Here is a 17,886-nt window from a genome sequence, read left to right on the forward strand (position 1 = left end):
CCACATGCGCGTTCAGGATGCGGAGACCAGGCGGTGTCCTTCGCCGGCAGCCGCCCGGACCAGCACCTCGGCCAGTTCGCCGGGCGCCGACAGCATCGGCCAGTGCCCCGTCGGCAGATCGAAGAGCGTGACCCGGGGGTCGAGCAGCCGCTGCGCGCGGCGGTCGCCCGCCGCCACGACGGCCTCGACCAGGGCGATGCTCATGCCGTTCGCGGTGCAGAAGACACCCGACGCGGGGAGTTCCAGGGCCTTGCCCGTCAGCTGCAGCGGCTGGGTCAGGGTGCCGATGGGCTGCGGCGCCGCGAGGCGGGCGAGACGCTCGAGCCCCGCCTCGTCGATCCCCTCCAGGCTGGCCCAGGTGGCGGTGTCCGTGAGCGGCGGCGGCAGGAGCGTATGGCCGTCCTCGCTGTGCGCGATCCGCGCCGTCACGTGATCGCCCACCTCCTCCGGCGCCACATCGAGCACCGACTCGCCGTCCTCGGGCATGCCGGTGTCCACGTACACGATCCGCTCGACGCGTCCGGGCCTGCGGTCCGCGGCGCCGAGCACCGGGAAGATGCCGTAGCAGTGGCCGACGAGGACGAGCTGCGGCGCGTCCGCATGGTCGATCAGCTGCACCACATCCTCGACATGGGTCTCCAAGTCGGTGGCCGGACCGGTGAGATGGCGGCGGTCGCCGTAGCCCGTGAGCGTCGCCGGGTGCACTTCCGCACCCCCGTCGCGCAGCCGCGCCGCCACGTCACGCCAGATCCAGCCGCCCGTGTAACCGCCCGAGACCAGGACGTATCCCGTCATGACCGTGCTCCTTTCACGCTTTCCCGCTTTGCCGCGCCGCCCCGGACCGTCGGGCCGGCCGCGTCCGTCCGCACGGTAGGAACTCCACCTGGGGGAGGTTCAAGTCCGCGCGGTGCGCGGGTGCGAAAGCCGTGCGGCTCCCGGGTGTTGTCACAGGCCGCCGGTAGCTTCGGGAGCGACGGTCCGCCCCTTTGCGACGAGGAGCTCACGGTGCGAAAGATCATCCTGTCTCTGTCGGTCTCCCTGGACGGCTACTTCGAGGGGCCGGGCGGCAGCCTCGACTGGCATCTGGTCGACGAGGAGCTGCACCAGCACTTCAACGACCAGCTGCGCACCATGAGCGCCTTCCTCGACGGCCGGGTCTCGCACGAGTTGATGGCCGCGTACTGGCCGACGGCCGACGCGAACCCCGAAGCCTCCCCGGCAGAGGCCGAGTTCGCCGGGATCTGGCGGGACATGCCCAAGTACGTGTTCTCGCGGACGCTCACGAAGGCGGACTGGAACGCGAAGGTGCTGCGCCGGGTCGACCGGGAGGAGATCAACGCCCTCAAGGCCCAGCCGGGCGGCGACATGGTGATCGGCGGCGCGACCATCGCCGACGAGTTCCGCCGCCAGGGGCTCATCGACGCCTACCACCTCTATGTCATGCCGGTGATCCTGGGCGCGGGCCGCCCGCTGTTCCCCGCCTCCGGCGTGCGCACGGATCTGCGGCTCGTGGAGACGCGCAGGTTCACCAATGGGGTGGCGCTGCTGCGGTACGAGGCGGGGGCGGGGGACAGTCAGGGCTAGCGGGGCGCAGCTCGGTGCGGCCCGTGCGAGCGGCAGCTCAGTGCAGCGCCTTCAGGCCGATCACGCAGCCCACGATGCCCGCGAGGAACAGCAGTTTCAGGGCCGACACCGGCTCACCGTCGAAGATCATCGCGTACGTGACGGTGAGGACGGCGCCGATGCCCACCCAGACTGCATAGCCGGTGCCCACCGGAAGCGTGCGCAGCGCGAAGGCCAGTCCGGCCATGCTCGCCACCAGTCCCACGCCGAAGACGACGGTCGGAAGGACCCGCGAGAACCCCTCGGATTTGCCCAGAGCGGTGGCCCAGACGGCCTCGAGCATCCCGGAAACGATCAGAACGATCCATGCCATGACGACGACTCCCTCGGCACCGTCGTCGAAATCCGGGTACGGCGCGCCTCGTCCGGGAGCCGGTTGGGGCTCTGTCCCCATGATCGCACAAATGGGCGTACGGCTGCCGTGCGCAGGCCGGTGACCTTGGCCACCGGCGCCCCGGCTCCGTCCTGCGGATCAGGCGCTACGCCGGGTCCGCCGCCTCGTCGTTGTAGCGCGTCAAGTACGCGGCGAACCGGCTGAGTTCGGCCGGATCCCAGTCGGACAGGCGCGCGTGGAAGGCCTGGCTGCGACGGTCCGCGGCCTGTGCGAGGACCTGCTCGCCCTGCGCGGTCAGATGCAGGAGCTGGATGCGGTGGTCGGCGGGGTCGCTGCGCCGCTCGACGTGCCCGGCCCGCTCCAGGGCGGCCACCTGACGGCTGACCGTCGACTTGTCGAGCAGGTAGTACGTGGCCAGGTCCGTGGCGCGACAGCCGCCGCTGTCCTCGAGGTGGGCGAGCAGGGTGAAGGACACCAGGGAGAGCTCCGGGTGCATCCGCGCCGCCGCGGCGCGGGCGCGGCGCGCGAAGGCCGTGAGCTCCCGCTGGATGGTGGCCACCGCGGCCTCGCGTACGCCGGCGTCTCCTGCGGCGGCGTCGGTTTCTCGTACGCCGGTGTCGGCCCCTGAGGCGCTGGTCGAGCCGGTCATGGTTGCTCCCTCGCGAAAAGTAGTTGTAGAGTACATCTATCAAGGAAGTTGTAAAAGACAACTATCAGGCAACCATCAGCTCTGAGGAACGCAGTCGTGAGCGGAACACACCGGCAGGACCACGGAAACACGCACACGGCCGAAGCGGCGCCCGCCTCGCGCCTGCTCGGCTCCGCACCGCCCGGCACCCTGCGCCATGTCGTGACGCACCTGCTCACGCCGCTTCTGATGTGCGTCGGCATGGGCCTCGCCTACCTCGGCGCCTTCGCCCAGCCCGAACCCCACCAGCTGCCCGTGGCGATCGTCGGCAGCGGCACCCAGGTGCAGGCCCTCGCTCAGGAACTGCACGACAAGACCGGGGACGCGCTCGACGTACGGACCCTGCCGGACCGCGCGGCCGCCGAACAGGCGCTCAAGGCGCGCGACATCGCCGGTGCCTACCTGCCCGGCAGCTCGAACCTGCTGGTCGCGACCGCGGGATCCGACACCAGCGCCACCGCCACGGAGAAGGTCTTCACACCCGTCGCCGAAAAGCAGGGCGAACCCCTGCACGTGACCGACGTCGTGCCGCCGGCCGACGGCGACCCCACCGGACAGGGAGTGTTCTTCCTGCTCGTCGCGCTGAGCATCGGCGCGTACGCCTCCGTCGCCGTGCTGGGCGCCGCGGGCGGGGCGCTGCCGATGCGGATCCGGGCCCTGTTCGTCGCCGGCACCTCGTTCGTCGTCAGCCTGATCGGCACGGCCTTCGCCGGACCGGTCTTCCACCTGGTCGACGACCACCTGTGGGGTCTGTGGGCCATGGCCTGGATGTACGCGGCCGGGATCCTGTTCCTCGGCATCGGGCTGCACACCTTCCTCAAGCGCTGGACGACGCTCGGGGTGATGGTCCTGTTCGTGATGCTCAACTTCACCAGCTCGGGCGGGATCTTCCGGCCGGAGCTGCAGAACGGCTTCTTCGGCGCGCTGCACTCCTTCTGGAACGGCGCCGGCTTCGTCGAGGGCGTGCGCTCGCTCGTCTACTTCGGCGGACACGATCTGGCGCGCAATGTGTGGACGCTGGCGATCTGGCTGACCGTGGGCGTGGCGGCGGTGACGGCCTCGGGGATCGTCGAGCGTCGGCGGAAGGCGGCCCTCGTCGCGGACCAGGCCGGGGCCGATTCCGTACGGCGACAGAGCGCCGTCGAACGGCGAAACGCCGATGAACTGGCTGCCGAGGAAGAGGAGATGGAGGAGGCGGTCGCCGTCTGACCGGCGGTGGACCTGCCCGGGCCGCGCGCTCCGCACCGCCGGAACGCGCGGCTTTCCGCTGCCGAGATCGAAATCCGGGCGACGTTGTCAGCGGGCGGTGCCAGACTGCCCGCATGACGACTGATGCCCAGGCCAAGGCCCATCTTCTCCGCTATCTGCAGGCTGCCCGCGAAGCCCTGCTCTGGAAGGTCGACGGACTTTCCGAGTACGACATACGCCGCCCGCTGACGCCCACCGGCACCAATCTCCTGGGTCTGGTCAAGCATGTGGCCGGCACGGAAGCGGGCTACCTGGGCGATGTGTTCGGCCGGCCGTTCCCCGAGCCGCTGCCGTGGATGGCCGAGGACGCCGAGGCCAATGCGGACATGTGGGCCGGACCCGACGAGTCCCGCGAGGACGTCGTGGGGCTGTACCGCCGCGTGTGGGAGCACTCCGACGCGACCGTCGAGGCCCTGGAGCTCGGTGCCACCGGTGTGGTGCCGTGGTGGCACCCGGACCGCCGCGAGGTCACGCTGGAGCAGATCCTCATCCACATGATCGCCGAGTCCCACCGGCATGCCGGGCACGCCGACATCGTGCGCGAACTGGTGGACGGATCGGTGGGGATGAGGAAGGGGAACGAGAACCTGCCGTCGACCGACACCGACTGGTGGAAGGCCCATTACGACCGGCTCGAAATGGCCGCGAAGCAGGCGCAGGAGGACTGACCCGGCACGAGCGCGCCACCCTCTCTCGCGTACTGTCGGCGCATGCCCGCACTGCAGCGCCTCAGCCGTGAACACACCCCGGCCCTGCTTGCCTTCGAGCAGGACAACCGCGCCTACTTCGCCGCTTCGGTACCCGACCGGGGTGACGCGTTCTTCGCCGAGTTCGACGAGCGGCTCCAGGAGCGCCTGGCCGAACAGGACGCGGGGGAGTGCCACTTCCATGTGCTCGTCGACAGCGAAGGCGCCGTCCTCGGCCGGGTCAACCTCGTCGATGTGGCCGACGGTGAGGCCGAGTTGGGCTACCGCATCGCGAAGTCGGCCAGTGGCCGCGGCCTGGCCACGGCGGCGGTACGCCAGGTGTGCGCGCTTGCCGCGGAGCAGTACGGGCTGCGGACCCTGCGTGCGGTGACCACCCTGGACAACCCCGCTTCGCAGACCGTGCTCACGCGTACCGGCTTCACGGTCACGCACGAGATCGTCATCGACGACGCCCCGGGCCTGGCGTACCGCAAGACGCTGTGAACGCAGTCCACAGGGGAACTGCACGCCACGCTTGAGCGTCATGATGTGCGTGGGGAAAGCAAGCCGTGGCGGCTCGGACCAGCCGCCGCGGGACACTGCGGAGGGGAGCCGGAGTGACGACCAGGACGCCGCCGACTCCTGCGCCCTCGCCGACCCCGCCCGCACCCCCGCCGCGTCGCCGTGTGGGCGAGGTGGCGGCATGGATCTCCGCCATCACCGGCCTCCTCGGACTGGTGCTCGGCTTCTTCGGGCTGCCCGCGGTGTTCGGCTCGCCGACCGCGAGGACCGCGACGCCCACGGTCACCAGCACGGTCACGGTGACCGCGACGCCTGACGGGACCCAGGCGTCACCCTCCGAATCCGCCCCCGCGGTGGGCGCTTCCGACGTGGTGAAGTCGCTGACGGTCGACATAGCCGCCGATTACGGCATCAGGCTCGCCGACGACCCGATGCGGCCGGTCGCACAGCAGGAGACCGAGCTCTATTGGGACGCGGGCAATCTCCGGGTGGACCAAGGAGCCCAGTTGGTGCTGCTCGACCGCAAGGAGAGCGGCACCTACGAGACCTGCGGCACGGTGACCCGTTTCCGGGAGACCGTGTTCATCAACGACCTGTCCAAGGGCGACCGCTTCTGCCTGCTCTCCCCGAAGGGCCTCGTCGCCCTCGCGGAGTACGTCGAGGGCGAGGCCGTCGCCGAGTACGTACGGCTGAAGTTCACCGTGTGGAACGGCAGTTACTGAGCGGACCGCCGCCCCCGGTCACCTCGCCGGCAGCTTGCACACCGCGTCGATGCCGAGGACATGGTTGAGGCGGCCGAAGGCGAGCCAGGAGCCGATGCTCATGCTCAGCTCCACGATCTCCTTCTGGGAGTAGTGCGCGGTCATCCGGTCCCAGAACTCCTCGTCGAGGTTGTGGTGGTCCACCGCATAGCGCTCGGCGTACTCGGCCGCCAGGCGCGTACGGTCGTCGAAGGCGTCGGTGGTGCGCCACTGCTCCACGGCGTCGAGGAAGGAGTCCTCGACCGTCTCCTCGCCGTCCCGCTCGGTGCGCCAGTCAAGGCAGAGCGTGCAGCCGTTGATCTGCGCGATCCGCAGGCGTGCGGCCTCGAACTCGCGCAGCCCCAGCGTCGAATGGGCGTACACCGACAGGGAGAACGCGGCCGCGGCCCGGCCGATGTGCGGGACCATGTCGTCCCACACGTAGCCGATCGGTTCCTGTCCCTCGGGGATGTCGATGATCATGGCTGCTTCCTTCCGAGTCGGCCGACCGCGGGCCGGAGCGGTACGTCGAGTGCGTCGTAGAGACCTGGCTGCTGTTCGGCGAGCCAGTCGATGGCGTTGACCAGACGGCCGACCGCGGTGGCGTTGCCGCCCGCGGACCGGTTCTCGCCCTCGTCGGTCGCCTCGACCGTGACCTCGATATGCGGCTGACCCTCGATGATCACGCGATGGGCGCCGGTGCCGTTCGCCGGCTGCGGCCAGTCCGGGGCGCACGAGGGGTGGATCCGGGTGACGTGCTCGATGACCAGGCGCGGCTCACCGTCCACGATGCCCTGCACCTCGAAGCGGATCGCGCCCTGCGTACCGGCCTCGAACTCGCCCATGGAGGGCGTGCTGACGGTCTCTTCGAGCGGACGGCGCTCCATCGTCTCGCGGATGTCCTCGATCTCGACGCCGAGCGCGCGGGCCATCAGACGCAGCTGGCCGCCCCAGATCATCGAAGGCACCGTCTCGATCAGCATCGGCGCCATGTAGTCCATGGGCTGGCCGAAGCCCACCGAGTAGCGCACGGAATCGGGCTGTTCGTACGTGGAGTAGTCGAAGATCTCCTGGCAGCGGACCGCCTCGATACGGGAAGCGAGCCCGCTGATCAGCACCGGAAGCACATCGTTGCCCCAGCCCGGGTCGACGCCGGAGACGAAGAGCGTGCCGCCGCCCTCCTCGACCGCTTCGAGCAGGGGCGTGCGCAGCTCGTCCGGGGTGTTGCGGATGTCGTACAGGCCGTACAGCGCGCAGGTGACGACCACCGCGCCGGCCCGCAGGGCCCGGCCGATGTCATCGAGCGCCTCGTCGGGGCGCAGATCGCCGGATGCCGCGTACACGACGGCCCGGGGTCTCCTGGCCAGGACCGCGTCGATGTCGTCGGTCGCCGCCACCCCCAACCGACGGTCGAACCCGGCGAGTTCGCCCGCGTCACGGCCCACCTTGTCCGCACTGTGCACAAGGACGTCCGTGAGCTCGAGTTCGGGGTGCGCTTCGACCGCGCGTATGGCCAGGCGGCCGACATTTCCGGTACCCCAGACAACCGTGGAAATCATGCGCGGAGGGTAGCTCCCGGCCCTTTCGGTTGGTAGAGCCCTGACCGAAGGATTTGACGGGTCGTCAGAGAAGGCCGATTCGGGCGGCTGGCCGCGCTGTGATGGACTTGGCCGTGCACCCGCACAGCTCAGGAGCCAGGTATGACCCCCTCGAACCGCCAGTCCGGCGTCGTCCTCACCGACCGCGTCTTCACCGTCCCGCTCGATCACGACCGGCCGGCCGGCGAGACCATCGAGGTGTACGGACGCGAGGTCGTCGCCGCCGACAAGGCGGGCCGGGACCTGCCCTGGCTGCTGTACCTGGAGGGCGGGCCCGGCTGCCAGGCCCGGCGGTTCATCGGCGCGCAGGCCTGGCTCGAGCGGGCACTGAAGGACTATCGGGTGCTCCTGCTCGACCAGCGCGGCACCGGCCGTTCCACGCCGGCGAACCGGCAGACCCTTCCCCTGCGCGGCGGCCCGCGCGAACAGGCCGACTACCTGACCCACTTCCGCGCCGACTCGATCGTCCGAGACTGCGAACTGATCCGCCGCGAGGTGACCGGCGGCGCACCCTGGACCGTGCTCGGCCAGAGCTTCGGCGGGTTCTGCACCGTCACCTACCTCTCCCTCGCCCCCGAGGGCATCGCCACGGCCCTCGTCACCGGCGGCCTGCCCTCCCTCGACGCCACCGCCGACGACGTGTACCGCGCCGCCTACCCCCGTATCGAGCGCAAGGCGGCCGCGCACTACGCCCGCTACCCGCAGGACGTGGCCCGCGCCCGGGCCATCGCGGCCCACCTGGCGGAGCACGGCCCTGTCACCCTCAACGGCGGCTACCGCCTGAGCGTGGCGGCCTTCCAGTCCCTGGGCATCCTGCTCGGCGTCGGCGACGGCAGCCACAAGCTGCACTACCTCCTGGAGAACGCCTTCGTCCGTACACCGAACGGCCTCGCCCTCTCGGACCTCTTCCAGGAGGAGGCCCAGGCCGCCCTCTCATACGCGGCACGCCCGCTGTACGCGGTCCTCCACGAGGCGATCTACGCCCGGCCCGGGCAGGCCACGGGCTGGGCGGCAGAGCGGGTGCGCGGGCAGTTCCCGCAGTTCGACGCGGCCAAGGCGCTCGCCGACGAGGTGCCGCTGCCGTTCACCGGCGAGTCCATCCACCCCTGGATGTACGACGCCGACCCCGCCCTGACGCCGCTGCGCGAGGCGGCCGAGCTGCTCGCGGAGCGCACCGACTGGTCCGCGCCGCTGTACCGCCCCGAGGTCCTCGCCCGCAACGAGGTCCCCGTGGCGGCCGCGGTCTACCACGACGACATGTACGTCGACACCGCTCACTCGCTGGCGACCGCCCGGGCGATCCGAGGCCTCCGCACCTGGGTGACCGACGAGTACGAGCACGACGGCGTCCGCGCCTCGGGCGAGCGCGTCCTCGACCGGCTCCTCTGCCTTGCGCGCGACACGATCTGACGCGTGATCCGGGCCCTGACGGGCACCCGTGGCCGAGTCGCCGTAGCGTCGAATCGCCTTGTCGATTCGCCCCGGCGCCCGGCTGGAAGGAGCCTTCGTGCTGCGCAGCGGACTGGTGGCGGCGCTCGCCGTCGTGGCGCTGGGCTGCACGGCCCTGGCCGTGACCGGCTCCGCCTCGTGGTGGCTGCTCGCGGGCCCTCTGCTCGGCTGCGCCGCCGTCGGCACGTACGACGTGGGCCAGCGCCGCCACTCGGTGCTGCGGAACTACCCGGTCATCGGTCATCTGCGCTACCTCATGGAGATGATCAGGCCCGAGGTCCAGCAGTACTTCATCGAGCGCGACTACGACGGCCGTCCCTTCGACCGCGACACCCGCGAAACGGTGTACGAGCGGGCCAAGGGCGTCTTCGGCGACGACCCCTTCGGTACCGAGCTGTCCGTGTACGAGCCCGGCTACGAGTTCTTCACCCACTCGGTGAAGCCCATGCCGGTGCCCATCGAGCCGCCGACCGTGAGCCTGGGCGAGGGCACCTGCTCCCAGCCGTACGACATGGCGCTGCTCAACGTCTCGGCGATGAGCTTCGGCTCGCTCTCCGCGCAGGCCATCCTCGCGCTCAACCGGGGCGCGGCCGAAGGGGGCTTCGCGCATGACACGGGCGAGGGCGGCATCTCCGAGTACCACGTGCGGTACGCCGGTGACCTTGTGTGGGAGGTCGGCACCGGCTACTTCGGCTGCCGCACCGAGGACGGCGGCTTCGACGAGCGGAAGTTCGCCGAGAAGGCCGCGCAGGACACGGTGCGCTGTGTGGCGCTGAAACTGTCGCAGGGCGCCAAGCCGGGCATGGGCGGGGTGCTGCCCGGCGCGAAGGTCAACGCCGAGATCGCCCGCGTACGCGATGTGCCCGAGGGCGTGACCGTGCACTCGCCCGGATACCACCGGGTCTTCTCCACACCCCGTGAACTGATCCGTTTCATGGGCCACATGCGGGAGCTCGCGGGCGGCAAGCCGGCCGGGTTCAAGCTCTGTGTGGGCAGCAGGCGCGATGTCCTCGCGATCTGCAAGGCCATGCTCGAAGAGCGGATGTGGCCGGACTTCATCGTGGTGGACGGAGCCGAAGGCGGCACCGGCGCGGCACCGATGGAGTTCGTCGACCATGTCGGCACCCCGCTCACCGAGGGCCTCAACATCGTCCACAACGCGCTCGTCGGCACGGGTCTGCGCGAGCACGTACGCATCGGCGCCAGCGGCAAGGTCGCCACCGGCGCCGACATCGTCAAACGACTGATCCAGGGCGCCGACTACACCAACTCGGCCCGCGCCATGATGTTCGCCGTCGGCTGCATCCAGTCGCAGCGCTGCCACACCAACACCTGCCCGGTCGGCGTCGCCACCCAGGACCCGGGCCGCGCCCAGGCACTCGACGTCGAGGACAAGTACCAGCGCGTGCACCGCTTCCAGCGGGCCACCGTGCACAGCGCCCTGCAGATCATGGCCTCGATGGGCGTCGACGACCCGTCCCTGCTGCGCCCGCACATGCTGCGCCGCCGGGTCTCCTACGAGCAGGTGACCTCGTACGCGGAGCTCTTCACCTGGCTCGAACCCGGCGCGCTCCTCGAAGGCAAGGGCCTGCCGGACGAGTGGGCGCGCGCATGGGATCACGCGGATCCGGACTCGTTCGCGCCCTGAGCCCGCCGGCCCTCGACACAGAACCGATTGCCCTCGGTGTCGGCGAGCACGACATACGGCAGCGCGCCCGGCTCCAGCTCCTCGGGGTAGTACGGCCAGTCGACGCGGCGCGCACCGAGCGCGACAAGCCGCTCCACCTCCTCGTCCAAGTCCCTCGTGCCGGCGTCGAGATCGAGGTGCACCCGCGGGAACTCCTCGGCCGCGCCGGCGCTCACGTCCAGGGCGATCGCCATGCCGGAGACCCCGGCGGGCGGTTCGAGGACGATCCAGTCGTCGTCCTCGAACCGCGGAGCCCGGCGCACATACCCGAGGGCGCGCTCCCAGAACGCGGCCGCCCGCTTGTCGTCCTGCACGCCGAGCGACAGCCGCCCGATGTGGGTCATGAGGCCGGCGTGGGCCTGCGGAACAGGCCCGTCCACAGGAAGTCCTCGCCGAAGTACGGAGATTCCGCGGACTGGCTCCTCATGCGCCGCAGCTCGATCTCCTCGTACGCGCCGAAGATCGCCCGCAGGGACTCGGCCGTGTAGGCGAGACCGCCGTGCAAGGAGCGGTCGCGGTACAGGTCGGCGTCGGGGAGCTCGCAGCCCATGCCGCCGGCCGCGAAGCTGGTGAAGGCGAAGTGTCCACCCGGGGCCAACAGCCGCTCCAGGAGCGCGAGATAACTGATCCGGCGGTGCGGCGGCAGATGGTGGAAGCAGCCCGAGTCGTAGATCAGGTCGTACGGCCCCTTGCCGGCGAGCACGGGACCGAAGATGTCCCCGTGATGGAAACGGATCTCCGCCCCCGCCTCGCGGGCCCGCTCCCGGGCCCAGTCGAGCGCGGCCGGCGACAGGTCGACGGCGTCCACCTCGAAGCCGTGCCCGGCGAGGTACAGGGCGTTGCGGCCCGGCCCGCAGCCGAGTTCGAGGACCCTGCCGGGCTTGAGGACTCCCCGCTCCACGTGTGCGGCGAGCCCTTCATCCGGCTTCGGCACGAAGAACGGGACGGGCTTGGAGCGGTCCGCGTAGAACCCGTCCCACCAAGCGGCCCCCTCTTCGGTCCAGCGGTCGGCGCCGTCGGAGAACAGGCCGTCGAGCATCGTCATGACGTCGTCCACGGTGCGAATATCGCGCGTCACTTCCACCCCTTCGTCGATGCCTCGATTTTAGTCGCGATGACGAAGAAACACCAGGTCAGAGGCGGTTTGATGGGGTGCTGGGCGGCGTCTGGAGTGGCTGTGCGCGCGCCGGTGACCCGACCCCTTTCCGGCACCCGGGAAGGTCGCTCAGAGGTGCCCTCCAGGGCCTTCGCGGGGGTGCTCGACGCGCACCTGGCGGGGGTTTCTCAACGCGTCGCGGGCGTCACCGTGACGAGCCTGCGCTGATGGTCCAGGGTCACCGAGCCCTGATACAGCGTCGGCTCGCAGCCCTCGCCGTTCGGCTGGCTCCTGCGCAGTTTCACCTCGGCCTGATCGCCGTAGAACTCCCTGCTGCCCTTCGCGACCGTGAAACGGACGGGGACCGTCACCTCACCGATGTCCTCGTCAAGGTCCACGGAGATATGCAGGCCGGTGTCCGCGACGGGCTTCTCCCAGGTGCGCTCCTGGCAGACGCTGCCGGCGCACAGCCGCAGCTGCACGGGGCCGTCGGCTGCCTGCACCGCACGGGGCAGATTCGCCGCCTCGAACTGCATGGTCACCCCCGAATCTCCGCCGATCAGCGTGCAGTCGGGTCCGCTGCTCCAAGGGCCGGCGGCGCAGCCAGTGATCAGCAGGACAGGCACCGCGACCAGGAGTGTCCATCGCTTCATACGATCCCCCCGAGGCCCGATGCGCTCACCGTACGGTCCTGTTCAGACCCGGACCGTGCGGGCAGCATGCCGTGCGCGGCATGGATCGCCCAGGCCCGGTTCGACACCGATCCCGTTACGAGTTCATCCCTTCGCGCCCTTGTGCGTGGCCGGCCCGCGCCGCCTGACGATCCACAGCACGGCGCCCGCGTACAGGCAGACCATGGGGACGTCCACGACGAAAGCGGTCCAGCCCATGTCGGCGGCCGTCTCCTCGGAAGCCAGGCCGTCCTTGACGCCCGCCATGAGGCCGAAGGCGAGCAGGTTGTTGAGGACATGCAGGGCGATGGCCGCCTCGAGGCCACCCGTACGGATCGTCAGCCAGCCGGCGACCACCCCGAAGACGCACAGGTCGGCGAAGCCCCACGGGGTGCCCCAGCCGTGCGCGGCCCCGAAGAGGAGTGCCTGGGGCAGGACGGCGATCCACGGGGAGCGGAACCAGGCGCCGACCGCCTGGAGGAGCCAGCCACGGAACATGTACTCCTCGGCCGCGGCCTGGAACGGGACCAGGAGGCAGACCGTCACCAGACCGGTCAGGAACGGTGCGGTCCCCGCCCACACCAACTCGGCCTCGCCCTCGGCGGGTTCGGGCAACAGCATCATGATGCCCAGCGACACCGCGCTGAAGGGGAGCGCGGTCGCCAAGCAGCGCCCGAGCCAACCCCACCGGACCCGGCCCGTCACCGACGACACCGTCCCGGCCGGGCGGCGCTGCACCCAGCGCGCGGCCAGCAGGACGACGGGCAGCACCAGGGCGAGCGCCCCGAGCATCACCGCCGTGTCGCCGACCGGCCCCAGCTTCCGGAAACCGTCGGCGCCCTGCGGCCGGTCCAGGAGCGCGCCCACGATCTCGCCGCAGGCCAGCGCAGCCAGCGTGGCGAGGCCCGCGCCGACGAGGACGACGGCGGTCCCCGCGAGCGGACGCCACCAGCGGTGCCGGCCGGTCGCCAGGGCGAGGCGGTGGTAGGGGAGCGGGGGCAGCGCGAGTGGCGGGACCGGGGGAGGCGGTGGGGTGTGCGGGTACGGCGTGTTCACCTGGGACGTCATGGGAACAGCATCCCGTCGGCGTACGCCCCGGACGTCGGCCGTCCGGACGACCCTCGTGTGCACCCTGGGATAGAGGCCGTCCCATCGGACCCCAACCCCGGGCACAGCCGGGTCCGTATGATCTTCGGCATCATGCAGCGCATTCGGGAGCAGATACGCAACTGGCTGCCGCCCGTGCTGCTCGCCGGCCTCCAACTGGCCCTGTGGCAGAGGCCGGAGCTCCGCGACGGCGAGGCGATCGGGCACCTCGATCTCGCCGTGTGTCTCGCCGTCACCGTGGTGGCGGGTGTGGCGCTGGGGCTGCGGCGCGGCTTCCCGGTCGGGGCGGCCCTCGCCGTAGAGGCCGGACTGCTCACCGGCCTCGTGGCCGTCGAAGCCGCAACTCTGCTGACCTCCCTGGCCGTTGTGCTCGCGCTGCACACCGTCGCGGTGCGCCGCCCGCTGCGGACCGCCGTCACGGTGACGACCGTGCTCCTCGCGTCCTCGTCCCTCCGGTGCCTCGTCCGCTATGACTCACTGGCCGAGGCGGGCGGCGAGACGCTGGTGAACCTCGCGCTGTACGCCGCCGCCGTGGGCCTCGGCCGCGGCCGCGCCCACTGGCACGCGGGGCGCAAGGCCGCCGCGCTGGACCTGCGGCGGGCCGAGGCCGCACGCGCCGCCGCGGCCACCGGCGAGCGCACCCGCCTGGCCCGCGAACTCCACGATGTGAGCGCCCACCACCTCACCTCCGTGGTGGTCACCGTCGACGCCGCCCGCAGGCTCAGGGAACGCAGGCCCGAACTGGCCGAGGAGGCCCTGCGATTCGCGGCACACGGCGGCCGGGACACAGCGGCCGCGCTGCACCGTCTGGTCGCAGCGATGCGCACCTCGGCGGCGGACGAGGAGAGCGCTCTGGAGGACCGCATCGCCGAACTCGTCGGCGGATGCGCCCGCTTGGGGCTCAGGCCGTCGGTGGACATAGCGCCCGGCGCGGCCGCACTGACCGGTCCTGTGGCGGAGGCCGCGTTCGGCATCGTGCGCGAGGCCCTCACCAATGCCCTGCGGTACGCACCCTCGACGGCGGTACGTGTCGTGGTGGGGGAACGCGACGGCGTACTGGAACTCACCGTCGAGGACGACGGAACGCCCGCGGCGGGGGAGAGCGCCGAGCCGGACGCCTGCCGCCCTCCGTGCGGGCTCGGCTCGGGCCGCGGCACCCAGGGCATGCGGGAACGTGCCGCCGCGCTCGGCGGCACCCTGGAGTCGGGCCCCCGACAGGGCGCGACCGGGTGGCTGGTGCGGGCAAGTCTCCCGGACACTCCGGCCGCCGGCCGACGGCGGCATCAGCGGCAGCCCGAGCGCGTGGCCGACCTGGCCGTCGTCCTCGCTCTGACCGCCCTGCCGTTCGCTGTCTTCCTCGCCGTGCGGCCCGATCTGCTCGCGGTGGCCGCGCTGCCCGCCGTCCTGCACGCCCTGCCGTTGCTGTGGCGCCGGAGGTCGCCCTGGCCGGTGCTGTGCGCCGTCCTCGCCACCGCCTGGTTCGCGCCGCTTTCCCTTGCCGTCGGCTGGATGCCGGAGGAGGGCGCCTGGGCCCTGGCGCTCGGCGGTGGCCTCGCCGAGTGTGTCGCCCTGCATGCGGTGGCCGCGTACGGAGGCCGGGCGGTGCACACCTGGCCGGCGCTCCCGGCGACGGCGGCCGGTCTGGCTCTGACGTTCGGCGCGGTCGGGGAACTCTCCGCCTTCGGTGGCGACGTGGAGGATTCCATCGGATTCCTCGTTTTTGTCACCCTCGCCGGGGCGGTCGTCCTCTCACTGTTTCTCGCTCCGGTCTGGGCGCTGGGCGCGGTGGTCCGCGCGCGCCGAGAGCGTGTCAGGTGGCGCGAGGGCGGTGCGCTCGCCGCCACCGTCCAGGCAGCGGTCGTCGAGGCTTACAAGGAGCGGCAGTTGATCGCCGCCGAGCTGCGCGGCGCGGTCCTGCGGCACGCGGACGCGGTGGTCGAGCGGGCCGGAGCGGGTGACCTCGACGGCGTCGCCGAGCAGGCCAGGGCGGGTCTGGCGGCGATGCGCGAACTGCTGGCGGCACTGCGGGAGACGGCCGCACCCGGATCAACGCCGGAAAGCGCTCCGGCCCGCCCTCAACCTGCTCACGTCAAGGAGACCCCGCCATCGCTGTCCGAGTGCTGATCGTCGACGACCAGGCCGTGGTCCGTGCGGGGTTCGCCGCCATCGTCGACGCCGAACCCGATCTCGACGTAGTGGCCGAGGCCGCGGACGGCGCCCGCGCCGTGGAGCTCGCGGCCGAAATCGCCCCGGATGTCGTCCTCATGGACATCCGGATGCCCGGCATGGACGGTCTCACCGCCACCCGCCTGCTGACCGGCCGCGAGAACGCCCCACGTGTGCTCGTCCTGACCACCTTCGACCAGGACGCCTACGTCCACGACGCGCTGCGCGCGGGCGCCTCGGGTTTCCTGCTCAAGGACGCCGAAGCGGACGAACTCCTGCACGGCATCAGGGTCGTGGCCTCCGGCGAGGGCATGCTCGCGCCCACCGTCACCCGCCGCCTGATCGAGGTCTTCGCCCACACCGCGCCGCCTGCCGCCTCGGCACCGGGCCCGCTGGCGTCCCTCACGCCGCGCGAGCGCGAGGTGCTCGGACTGGTCGCGGCAGGGCTGACCAACGCGGAGATCGCCGCGGAGCTGGGAGTGGCCACCGGTACGGTCAAGTCCCATGTGAACGCGCTGTTCGCCAAGTTGGGGCTGCGTGACCGCGTGCAGGCGACCATCCTCGCGTACGACACCGGCCTCGCGCAGCCGCGCCGTACGGACTGAGCGGTCTCAGGGGAACCGACGCCGGCGGAGGTTCAGGAGCCCGCGGGATCCGGATGCCGGGCCAGCTCCGTGAGCAGGGCCTCGCAGAACACCTTGAGGTCATCCGGCTTACGGCTGGTGATCAGCGCTCCGGGCGCCGCCTCGCAGACCTTCACCGGGGCGTCGTGCCAGTTGCCGCCCGCGTTGCGGATATCAGTCCGCAGACTCGGCCACGAGGTGAGCGTCCGGGCCCTGACCGTGTCCGCCTCCACGAGCAGCCACGGCGCGTGGCAGATCGCCGCGACCGGTTTGCCGAGCCGGAAGAAGCCCTGGGCGAAGGCGACGGCGCGCTCGTCCTGGCGCAGGAAGTCGGGGTTCGCGACCCCGCCGGGCAGGACCAGCGCGGCGAAGTCGCCGGGGTCCGCGTCCGCGAGGGTCTCGTCGACGGGGAAGGTGTCCGCTTTGTCGAGGTGGTGGAAGGCCTGGATGTTTTCGGGTCCGGTGCTGACGAGCACCGGCGTGTGCCCGGAGTGCTCGACGGCCTGCCAGGGCTCGGTCAGTTCGCTCTGCTCCACGCCTTCGGGGGCGACCAGGAAGGCGACGCGCATGAGGATGCTCCGTTCACATGGGGGTTGCCTTGCGGGGAGGTGCGGATGCGGGCGGTGGCGCAGTTCTCGCGCCACCGCCCGCCCTTCAGGAATCGCCTGCTGCAGCGGTCCCTGTGCGTCCTGCTACCAGCGGTACCAGCGCGCCCTGCGGCCGCCGCCCGTGGCCGGAGAGCGGGCCACGAAGCCCAGCAGCCACAGCACGATGACGACCAGCGCCAGGATCCACAGCGCCTTGACGGCGAAGCCCACCCCGAAGAGAAGCAGGGCGAGCAACAGGACCAGAAGAAGGGGAACCATGTCATCAACCTCCAGCCCGCCGAGTACCCGGGCCTGGCCGTCTCACGCACAGTGATCCACAGGGGTTACTTGCCGCGGCCGCTCACGTAGTCACGGACCCGGTCCACGAGACCGGCGCCGGGCGCGAGCAGCTTGTTGGCGGGCGGGGTGCTCGGCGCGGACGGGTGCGGGCGCGTCGGCGCGGTCTTCTTCGCCGTCCGCACCTTGTCGCCGAGCACCTGCAGCGTCTGCGGCTCGCAGGTGGTGGCCAGCTGCACGAACAGGTGTTGTTCCTCCTCCGCCACGTGCTCGGACACTTCGGCCTGCAGCCGCGCGAGCACGGCATCGAAGCGGACATCGTCGGCCTCGCGGCGCTCCAGATCCTTCAGGAGCTCCTCCACCCGCGAGTGGTCGGCGATCTCCTTGTCGGCGAGCGCGTCCCCGCCGGACAGATGCTTGCGGACCGCCGGGTAAAGATGCTGTTCCTCGGCGACCGAGTGGCGGACGAGTTCGATGGTGAGCTGATCGGCGAGGCGCTTGCGCTCGGGGTCGTGCGGCGGGAACTTGTCGATCTCCTTGAAGAGCTCCTCCACCTCACGGTGGTCGGTGGTCAGCTCCTGGATGACGTCGTCACCTTGGGGCATGGTCTGCCGCCTCTCCTCCGGTGGGCAGTGGTCCCGGTCCGGGTGCCCCTGGCCTGCGCCCGATAACTCCCTTCGCCGATAAGGCGAACCGTCGGCCGGACAATGCCCGCAGGGCCCCGCCCCGCCCATAGCGGAACGGAGCCCTGCGTCCGACGGAAG

General features: G+C 71.1%; 21 protein-coding genes and 1 riboswitch. Of the genes, 9 read left to right on the forward strand and 12 right to left on the reverse strand.

The window, feature by feature from the left end; genetic code table 11:
* Positions 1 to 12 precede the first annotated feature (12 nt).
* The gene (locus tag H9Y04_RS21325) at positions 13 to 795 is read right to left on the reverse strand and encodes an alpha/beta fold hydrolase (RefSeq protein WP_187815539.1); all 783 of its coding nucleotides are present in this window, start codon (positions 793 to 795) and stop codon (positions 13 to 15) included.
* A gap of 210 nt (positions 796 to 1,005) precedes the next feature.
* Between H9Y04_RS21325 and H9Y04_RS21330 the strand changes: the two genes are divergently transcribed.
* Positions 1,006 to 1,584: a dihydrofolate reductase family protein gene (locus tag H9Y04_RS21330; RefSeq protein ID WP_187815540.1), complete on the forward strand. Its 579-nt coding sequence runs from the start codon at positions 1,006 to 1,008 to the stop codon at positions 1,582 to 1,584.
* Positions 1,585 to 1,621: 37 nt separating this feature from the next.
* On the opposite strand, the gene H9Y04_RS21335 is transcribed toward H9Y04_RS21330, so the two are convergent.
* Both H9Y04_RS21335 and H9Y04_RS21340 read right to left on the reverse strand, forming a co-directional pair.
* Positions 1,622 to 1,936 (reverse strand): DMT family transporter, encoded by a 315-nt coding sequence (locus tag H9Y04_RS21335; RefSeq protein WP_165331003.1) that lies wholly within the window; start codon positions 1,934 to 1,936, stop codon positions 1,622 to 1,624.
* Between the two features lie 13 nt (positions 1,937 to 1,949).
* Positions 1,950 to 2,011, reverse strand: a riboswitch (guanidine-III (ykkC-III) riboswitch).
* A gap of 91 nt (positions 2,012 to 2,102) precedes the next feature.
* Entirely contained in the window at positions 2,103 to 2,606 is a 504-nt protein-coding gene (locus H9Y04_RS21340) for a MarR family winged helix-turn-helix transcriptional regulator (protein WP_187815541.1), read from the reverse strand.
* A gap of 162 nt (positions 2,607 to 2,768) precedes the next feature.
* Here H9Y04_RS21340 and H9Y04_RS21345 point away from each other — a divergent pair, with 162 nt between their 5' ends.
* From H9Y04_RS21345 to H9Y04_RS21360, 4 genes are all read left to right on the forward strand, one after another.
* Positions 2,769 to 3,854, forward strand: a complete 1,086-nt coding sequence (locus H9Y04_RS21345) for a hypothetical protein (RefSeq protein WP_187815715.1) — start codon at positions 2,769 to 2,771, stop codon at positions 3,852 to 3,854.
* Between the two features lie 113 nt (positions 3,855 to 3,967).
* On the forward strand, positions 3,968 to 4,561 hold the full coding sequence (locus H9Y04_RS21350; protein ID WP_187815542.1) for a DinB family protein: 594 nt from the start codon (positions 3,968 to 3,970) through the stop codon (positions 4,559 to 4,561).
* Between the two features lie 42 nt (positions 4,562 to 4,603).
* Positions 4,604 to 5,083, forward strand: a complete 480-nt coding sequence (locus H9Y04_RS21355) for a GNAT family N-acetyltransferase (protein ID WP_187815543.1) — start codon at positions 4,604 to 4,606, stop codon at positions 5,081 to 5,083.
* A gap of 113 nt (positions 5,084 to 5,196) precedes the next feature.
* A complete protein-coding gene (locus H9Y04_RS21360; RefSeq protein ID WP_187815544.1) occupies positions 5,197 to 5,823 on the forward strand; it encodes a hypothetical protein in 627 nt (208 codons plus the stop codon).
* An 18-nt stretch (positions 5,824 to 5,841) separates the two neighbouring features.
* On the opposite strand, the gene H9Y04_RS21365 is transcribed toward H9Y04_RS21360, so the two are convergent.
* Positions 5,842 to 6,324 (reverse strand): carboxymuconolactone decarboxylase family protein, encoded by a 483-nt coding sequence (locus H9Y04_RS21365; RefSeq protein ID WP_187815545.1) that lies wholly within the window; start codon positions 6,322 to 6,324, stop codon positions 5,842 to 5,844.
* Positions 6,321 to 7,400, reverse strand: coding sequence for an NAD(P)H-dependent amine dehydrogenase family protein (locus H9Y04_RS21370; RefSeq protein WP_187815546.1), 1,080 nt, complete (start codon positions 7,398 to 7,400; stop codon positions 6,321 to 6,323). The genes H9Y04_RS21365 and H9Y04_RS21370 overlap by 4 nt, the downstream gene beginning before the upstream one ends.
* 141 nt (positions 7,401 to 7,541) lie before the next feature.
* Here H9Y04_RS21370 and H9Y04_RS21375 point away from each other — a divergent pair, with 141 nt between their 5' ends.
* Positions 7,542 to 8,849 carry an alpha/beta fold hydrolase gene (locus tag H9Y04_RS21375; RefSeq protein ID WP_187815547.1) on the forward strand — a complete coding sequence of 436 codons (1,308 nt, stop codon included), beginning with the start codon at positions 7,542 to 7,544 and terminating at the stop codon, positions 8,847 to 8,849.
* Between the two features lie 97 nt (positions 8,850 to 8,946).
* Entirely contained in the window at positions 8,947 to 10,536 is a 1,590-nt protein-coding gene (locus H9Y04_RS21380) for an FMN-binding glutamate synthase family protein (RefSeq protein ID WP_187815548.1), read from the forward strand.
* Here the strand turns inward: H9Y04_RS21380 and H9Y04_RS21385 are convergent.
* The 4 genes from H9Y04_RS21385 to H9Y04_RS21400 form a co-directional block, all read right to left on the reverse strand.
* A complete protein-coding gene (locus tag H9Y04_RS21385) occupies positions 10,506 to 10,919 on the reverse strand; it encodes a VOC family protein (protein WP_187815549.1) in 414 nt (137 codons plus the stop codon). The two genes, H9Y04_RS21380 and H9Y04_RS21385, sit on opposite strands and share 31 nt — an antisense overlap.
* The gene (locus tag H9Y04_RS21390) at positions 10,916 to 11,653 is read right to left on the reverse strand and encodes a class I SAM-dependent methyltransferase (protein ID WP_187815550.1); all 738 of its coding nucleotides are present in this window, start codon (positions 11,651 to 11,653) and stop codon (positions 10,916 to 10,918) included. Before H9Y04_RS21390 ends, H9Y04_RS21385 begins: the two co-directional genes overlap by 4 nt.
* A gap of 206 nt (positions 11,654 to 11,859) precedes the next feature.
* On the reverse strand, positions 11,860 to 12,324 hold the full coding sequence (locus H9Y04_RS21395; protein ID WP_187815551.1) for a hypothetical protein: 465 nt from the start codon (positions 12,322 to 12,324) through the stop codon (positions 11,860 to 11,862).
* Positions 12,325 to 12,447: 123 nt separating this feature from the next.
* Positions 12,448 to 13,410 (reverse strand): CPBP family intramembrane glutamic endopeptidase, encoded by a 963-nt coding sequence (locus H9Y04_RS21400; RefSeq protein WP_187815552.1) that lies wholly within the window; start codon positions 13,408 to 13,410, stop codon positions 12,448 to 12,450.
* A 132-nt stretch (positions 13,411 to 13,542) separates the two neighbouring features.
* On the opposite strand from H9Y04_RS21400, the gene H9Y04_RS21405 reads away from it, so the two are divergent.
* Together H9Y04_RS21405 and H9Y04_RS21410 are read left to right on the forward strand one after the other, a co-directional pair.
* Positions 13,543 to 15,573, forward strand: a complete 2,031-nt coding sequence (locus tag H9Y04_RS21405) for a histidine kinase (protein WP_187815553.1) — start codon at positions 13,543 to 13,545, stop codon at positions 15,571 to 15,573.
* Positions 15,555 to 16,220, forward strand: coding sequence for a response regulator (locus tag H9Y04_RS21410; RefSeq protein WP_187815716.1), 666 nt, complete (start codon positions 15,555 to 15,557; stop codon positions 16,218 to 16,220). Before H9Y04_RS21405 ends, H9Y04_RS21410 begins: the two co-directional genes overlap by 19 nt.
* 32 nt (positions 16,221 to 16,252) lie before the next feature.
* Here H9Y04_RS21410 and H9Y04_RS21415 read toward each other — a convergent pair whose 3' ends face one another.
* The 3 genes from H9Y04_RS21415 to H9Y04_RS21425 form a co-directional block, all read right to left on the reverse strand.
* The gene (locus H9Y04_RS21415; protein ID WP_187815554.1) at positions 16,253 to 16,807 is read right to left on the reverse strand and encodes a type 1 glutamine amidotransferase domain-containing protein; all 555 of its coding nucleotides are present in this window, start codon (positions 16,805 to 16,807) and stop codon (positions 16,253 to 16,255) included.
* Between the two features lie 123 nt (positions 16,808 to 16,930).
* Positions 16,931 to 17,104 carry a hydrophobic protein gene (locus H9Y04_RS21420; RefSeq protein WP_187815555.1) on the reverse strand — a complete coding sequence of 58 codons (174 nt, stop codon included), beginning with the start codon at positions 17,102 to 17,104 and terminating at the stop codon, positions 16,931 to 16,933.
* Between the two features lie 65 nt (positions 17,105 to 17,169).
* On the reverse strand, positions 17,170 to 17,727 hold the full coding sequence (locus tag H9Y04_RS21425) for a hemerythrin domain-containing protein (protein WP_187815556.1): 558 nt from the start codon (positions 17,725 to 17,727) through the stop codon (positions 17,170 to 17,172).
* Between the last annotated feature and the right edge of the window lie 159 nt (positions 17,728 to 17,886).

The organism is Streptomyces polyasparticus (genome assembly GCF_014493765.1).
GTDB classification, from domain to species: Bacteria; Actinomycetota; Actinomycetes; order Streptomycetales; family Streptomycetaceae; genus Streptomyces; species Streptomyces polyasparticus.

What these genes read in the sequence shown, in the direction of transcription:
- H9Y04_RS21325 (WP_187815539.1), bottom strand. Translation starts at nt 795, where the DNA reads ATGACGGGATACGTCCTGGTCTCGGGCGGTTACACGGGCGGCTGGATC.
- H9Y04_RS21335 (WP_165331003.1), bottom strand. Translation starts at nt 1,936, where the DNA reads ATGGCATGGATCGTTCTGATCGTTTCCGGGATGCTCGAGGCCGTCTGG.
- H9Y04_RS21340 (WP_187815541.1), bottom strand. Translation starts at nt 2,606, where the DNA reads ATGACCGGCTCGACCAGCGCCTCAGGGGCCGACACCGGCGTACGAGAA.
- H9Y04_RS21350 (WP_187815542.1), top strand. Translation starts at nt 3,968, where the DNA reads ATGACGACTGATGCCCAGGCCAAGGCCCATCTTCTCCGCTATCTGCAG.
- H9Y04_RS21355 (WP_187815543.1), top strand. Translation starts at nt 4,604, where the DNA reads ATGCCCGCACTGCAGCGCCTCAGCCGTGAACACACCCCGGCCCTGCTT.
- H9Y04_RS21365 (WP_187815545.1), bottom strand. Translation starts at nt 6,324, where the DNA reads ATGATCATCGACATCCCCGAGGGACAGGAACCGATCGGCTACGTGTGG.
- H9Y04_RS21370 (WP_187815546.1), bottom strand. Translation starts at nt 7,400, where the DNA reads ATGATTTCCACGGTTGTCTGGGGTACCGGAAATGTCGGCCGCCTGGCC.
- H9Y04_RS21375 (WP_187815547.1), top strand. Translation starts at nt 7,542, where the DNA reads ATGACCCCCTCGAACCGCCAGTCCGGCGTCGTCCTCACCGACCGCGTC.
- H9Y04_RS21385 (WP_187815549.1), bottom strand. Translation starts at nt 10,919, where the DNA reads ATGACCCACATCGGGCGGCTGTCGCTCGGCGTGCAGGACGACAAGCGG.
- H9Y04_RS21395 (WP_187815551.1), bottom strand. Translation starts at nt 12,324, where the DNA reads ATGAAGCGATGGACACTCCTGGTCGCGGTGCCTGTCCTGCTGATCACT.
- H9Y04_RS21400 (WP_187815552.1), bottom strand. Translation starts at nt 13,410, where the DNA reads ATGACGTCCCAGGTGAACACGCCGTACCCGCACACCCCACCGCCTCCC.
- H9Y04_RS21405 (WP_187815553.1), top strand. Translation starts at nt 13,543, where the DNA reads ATGCAGCGCATTCGGGAGCAGATACGCAACTGGCTGCCGCCCGTGCTG.
- H9Y04_RS21415 (WP_187815554.1), bottom strand. Translation starts at nt 16,807, where the DNA reads ATGCGCGTCGCCTTCCTGGTCGCCCCCGAAGGCGTGGAGCAGAGCGAA.
- H9Y04_RS21420 (WP_187815555.1), bottom strand. Translation starts at nt 17,104, where the DNA reads ATGGTTCCCCTTCTTCTGGTCCTGTTGCTCGCCCTGCTTCTCTTCGGG.
- H9Y04_RS21425 (WP_187815556.1), bottom strand. Translation starts at nt 17,727, where the DNA reads ATGCCCCAAGGTGACGACGTCATCCAGGAGCTGACCACCGACCACCGT.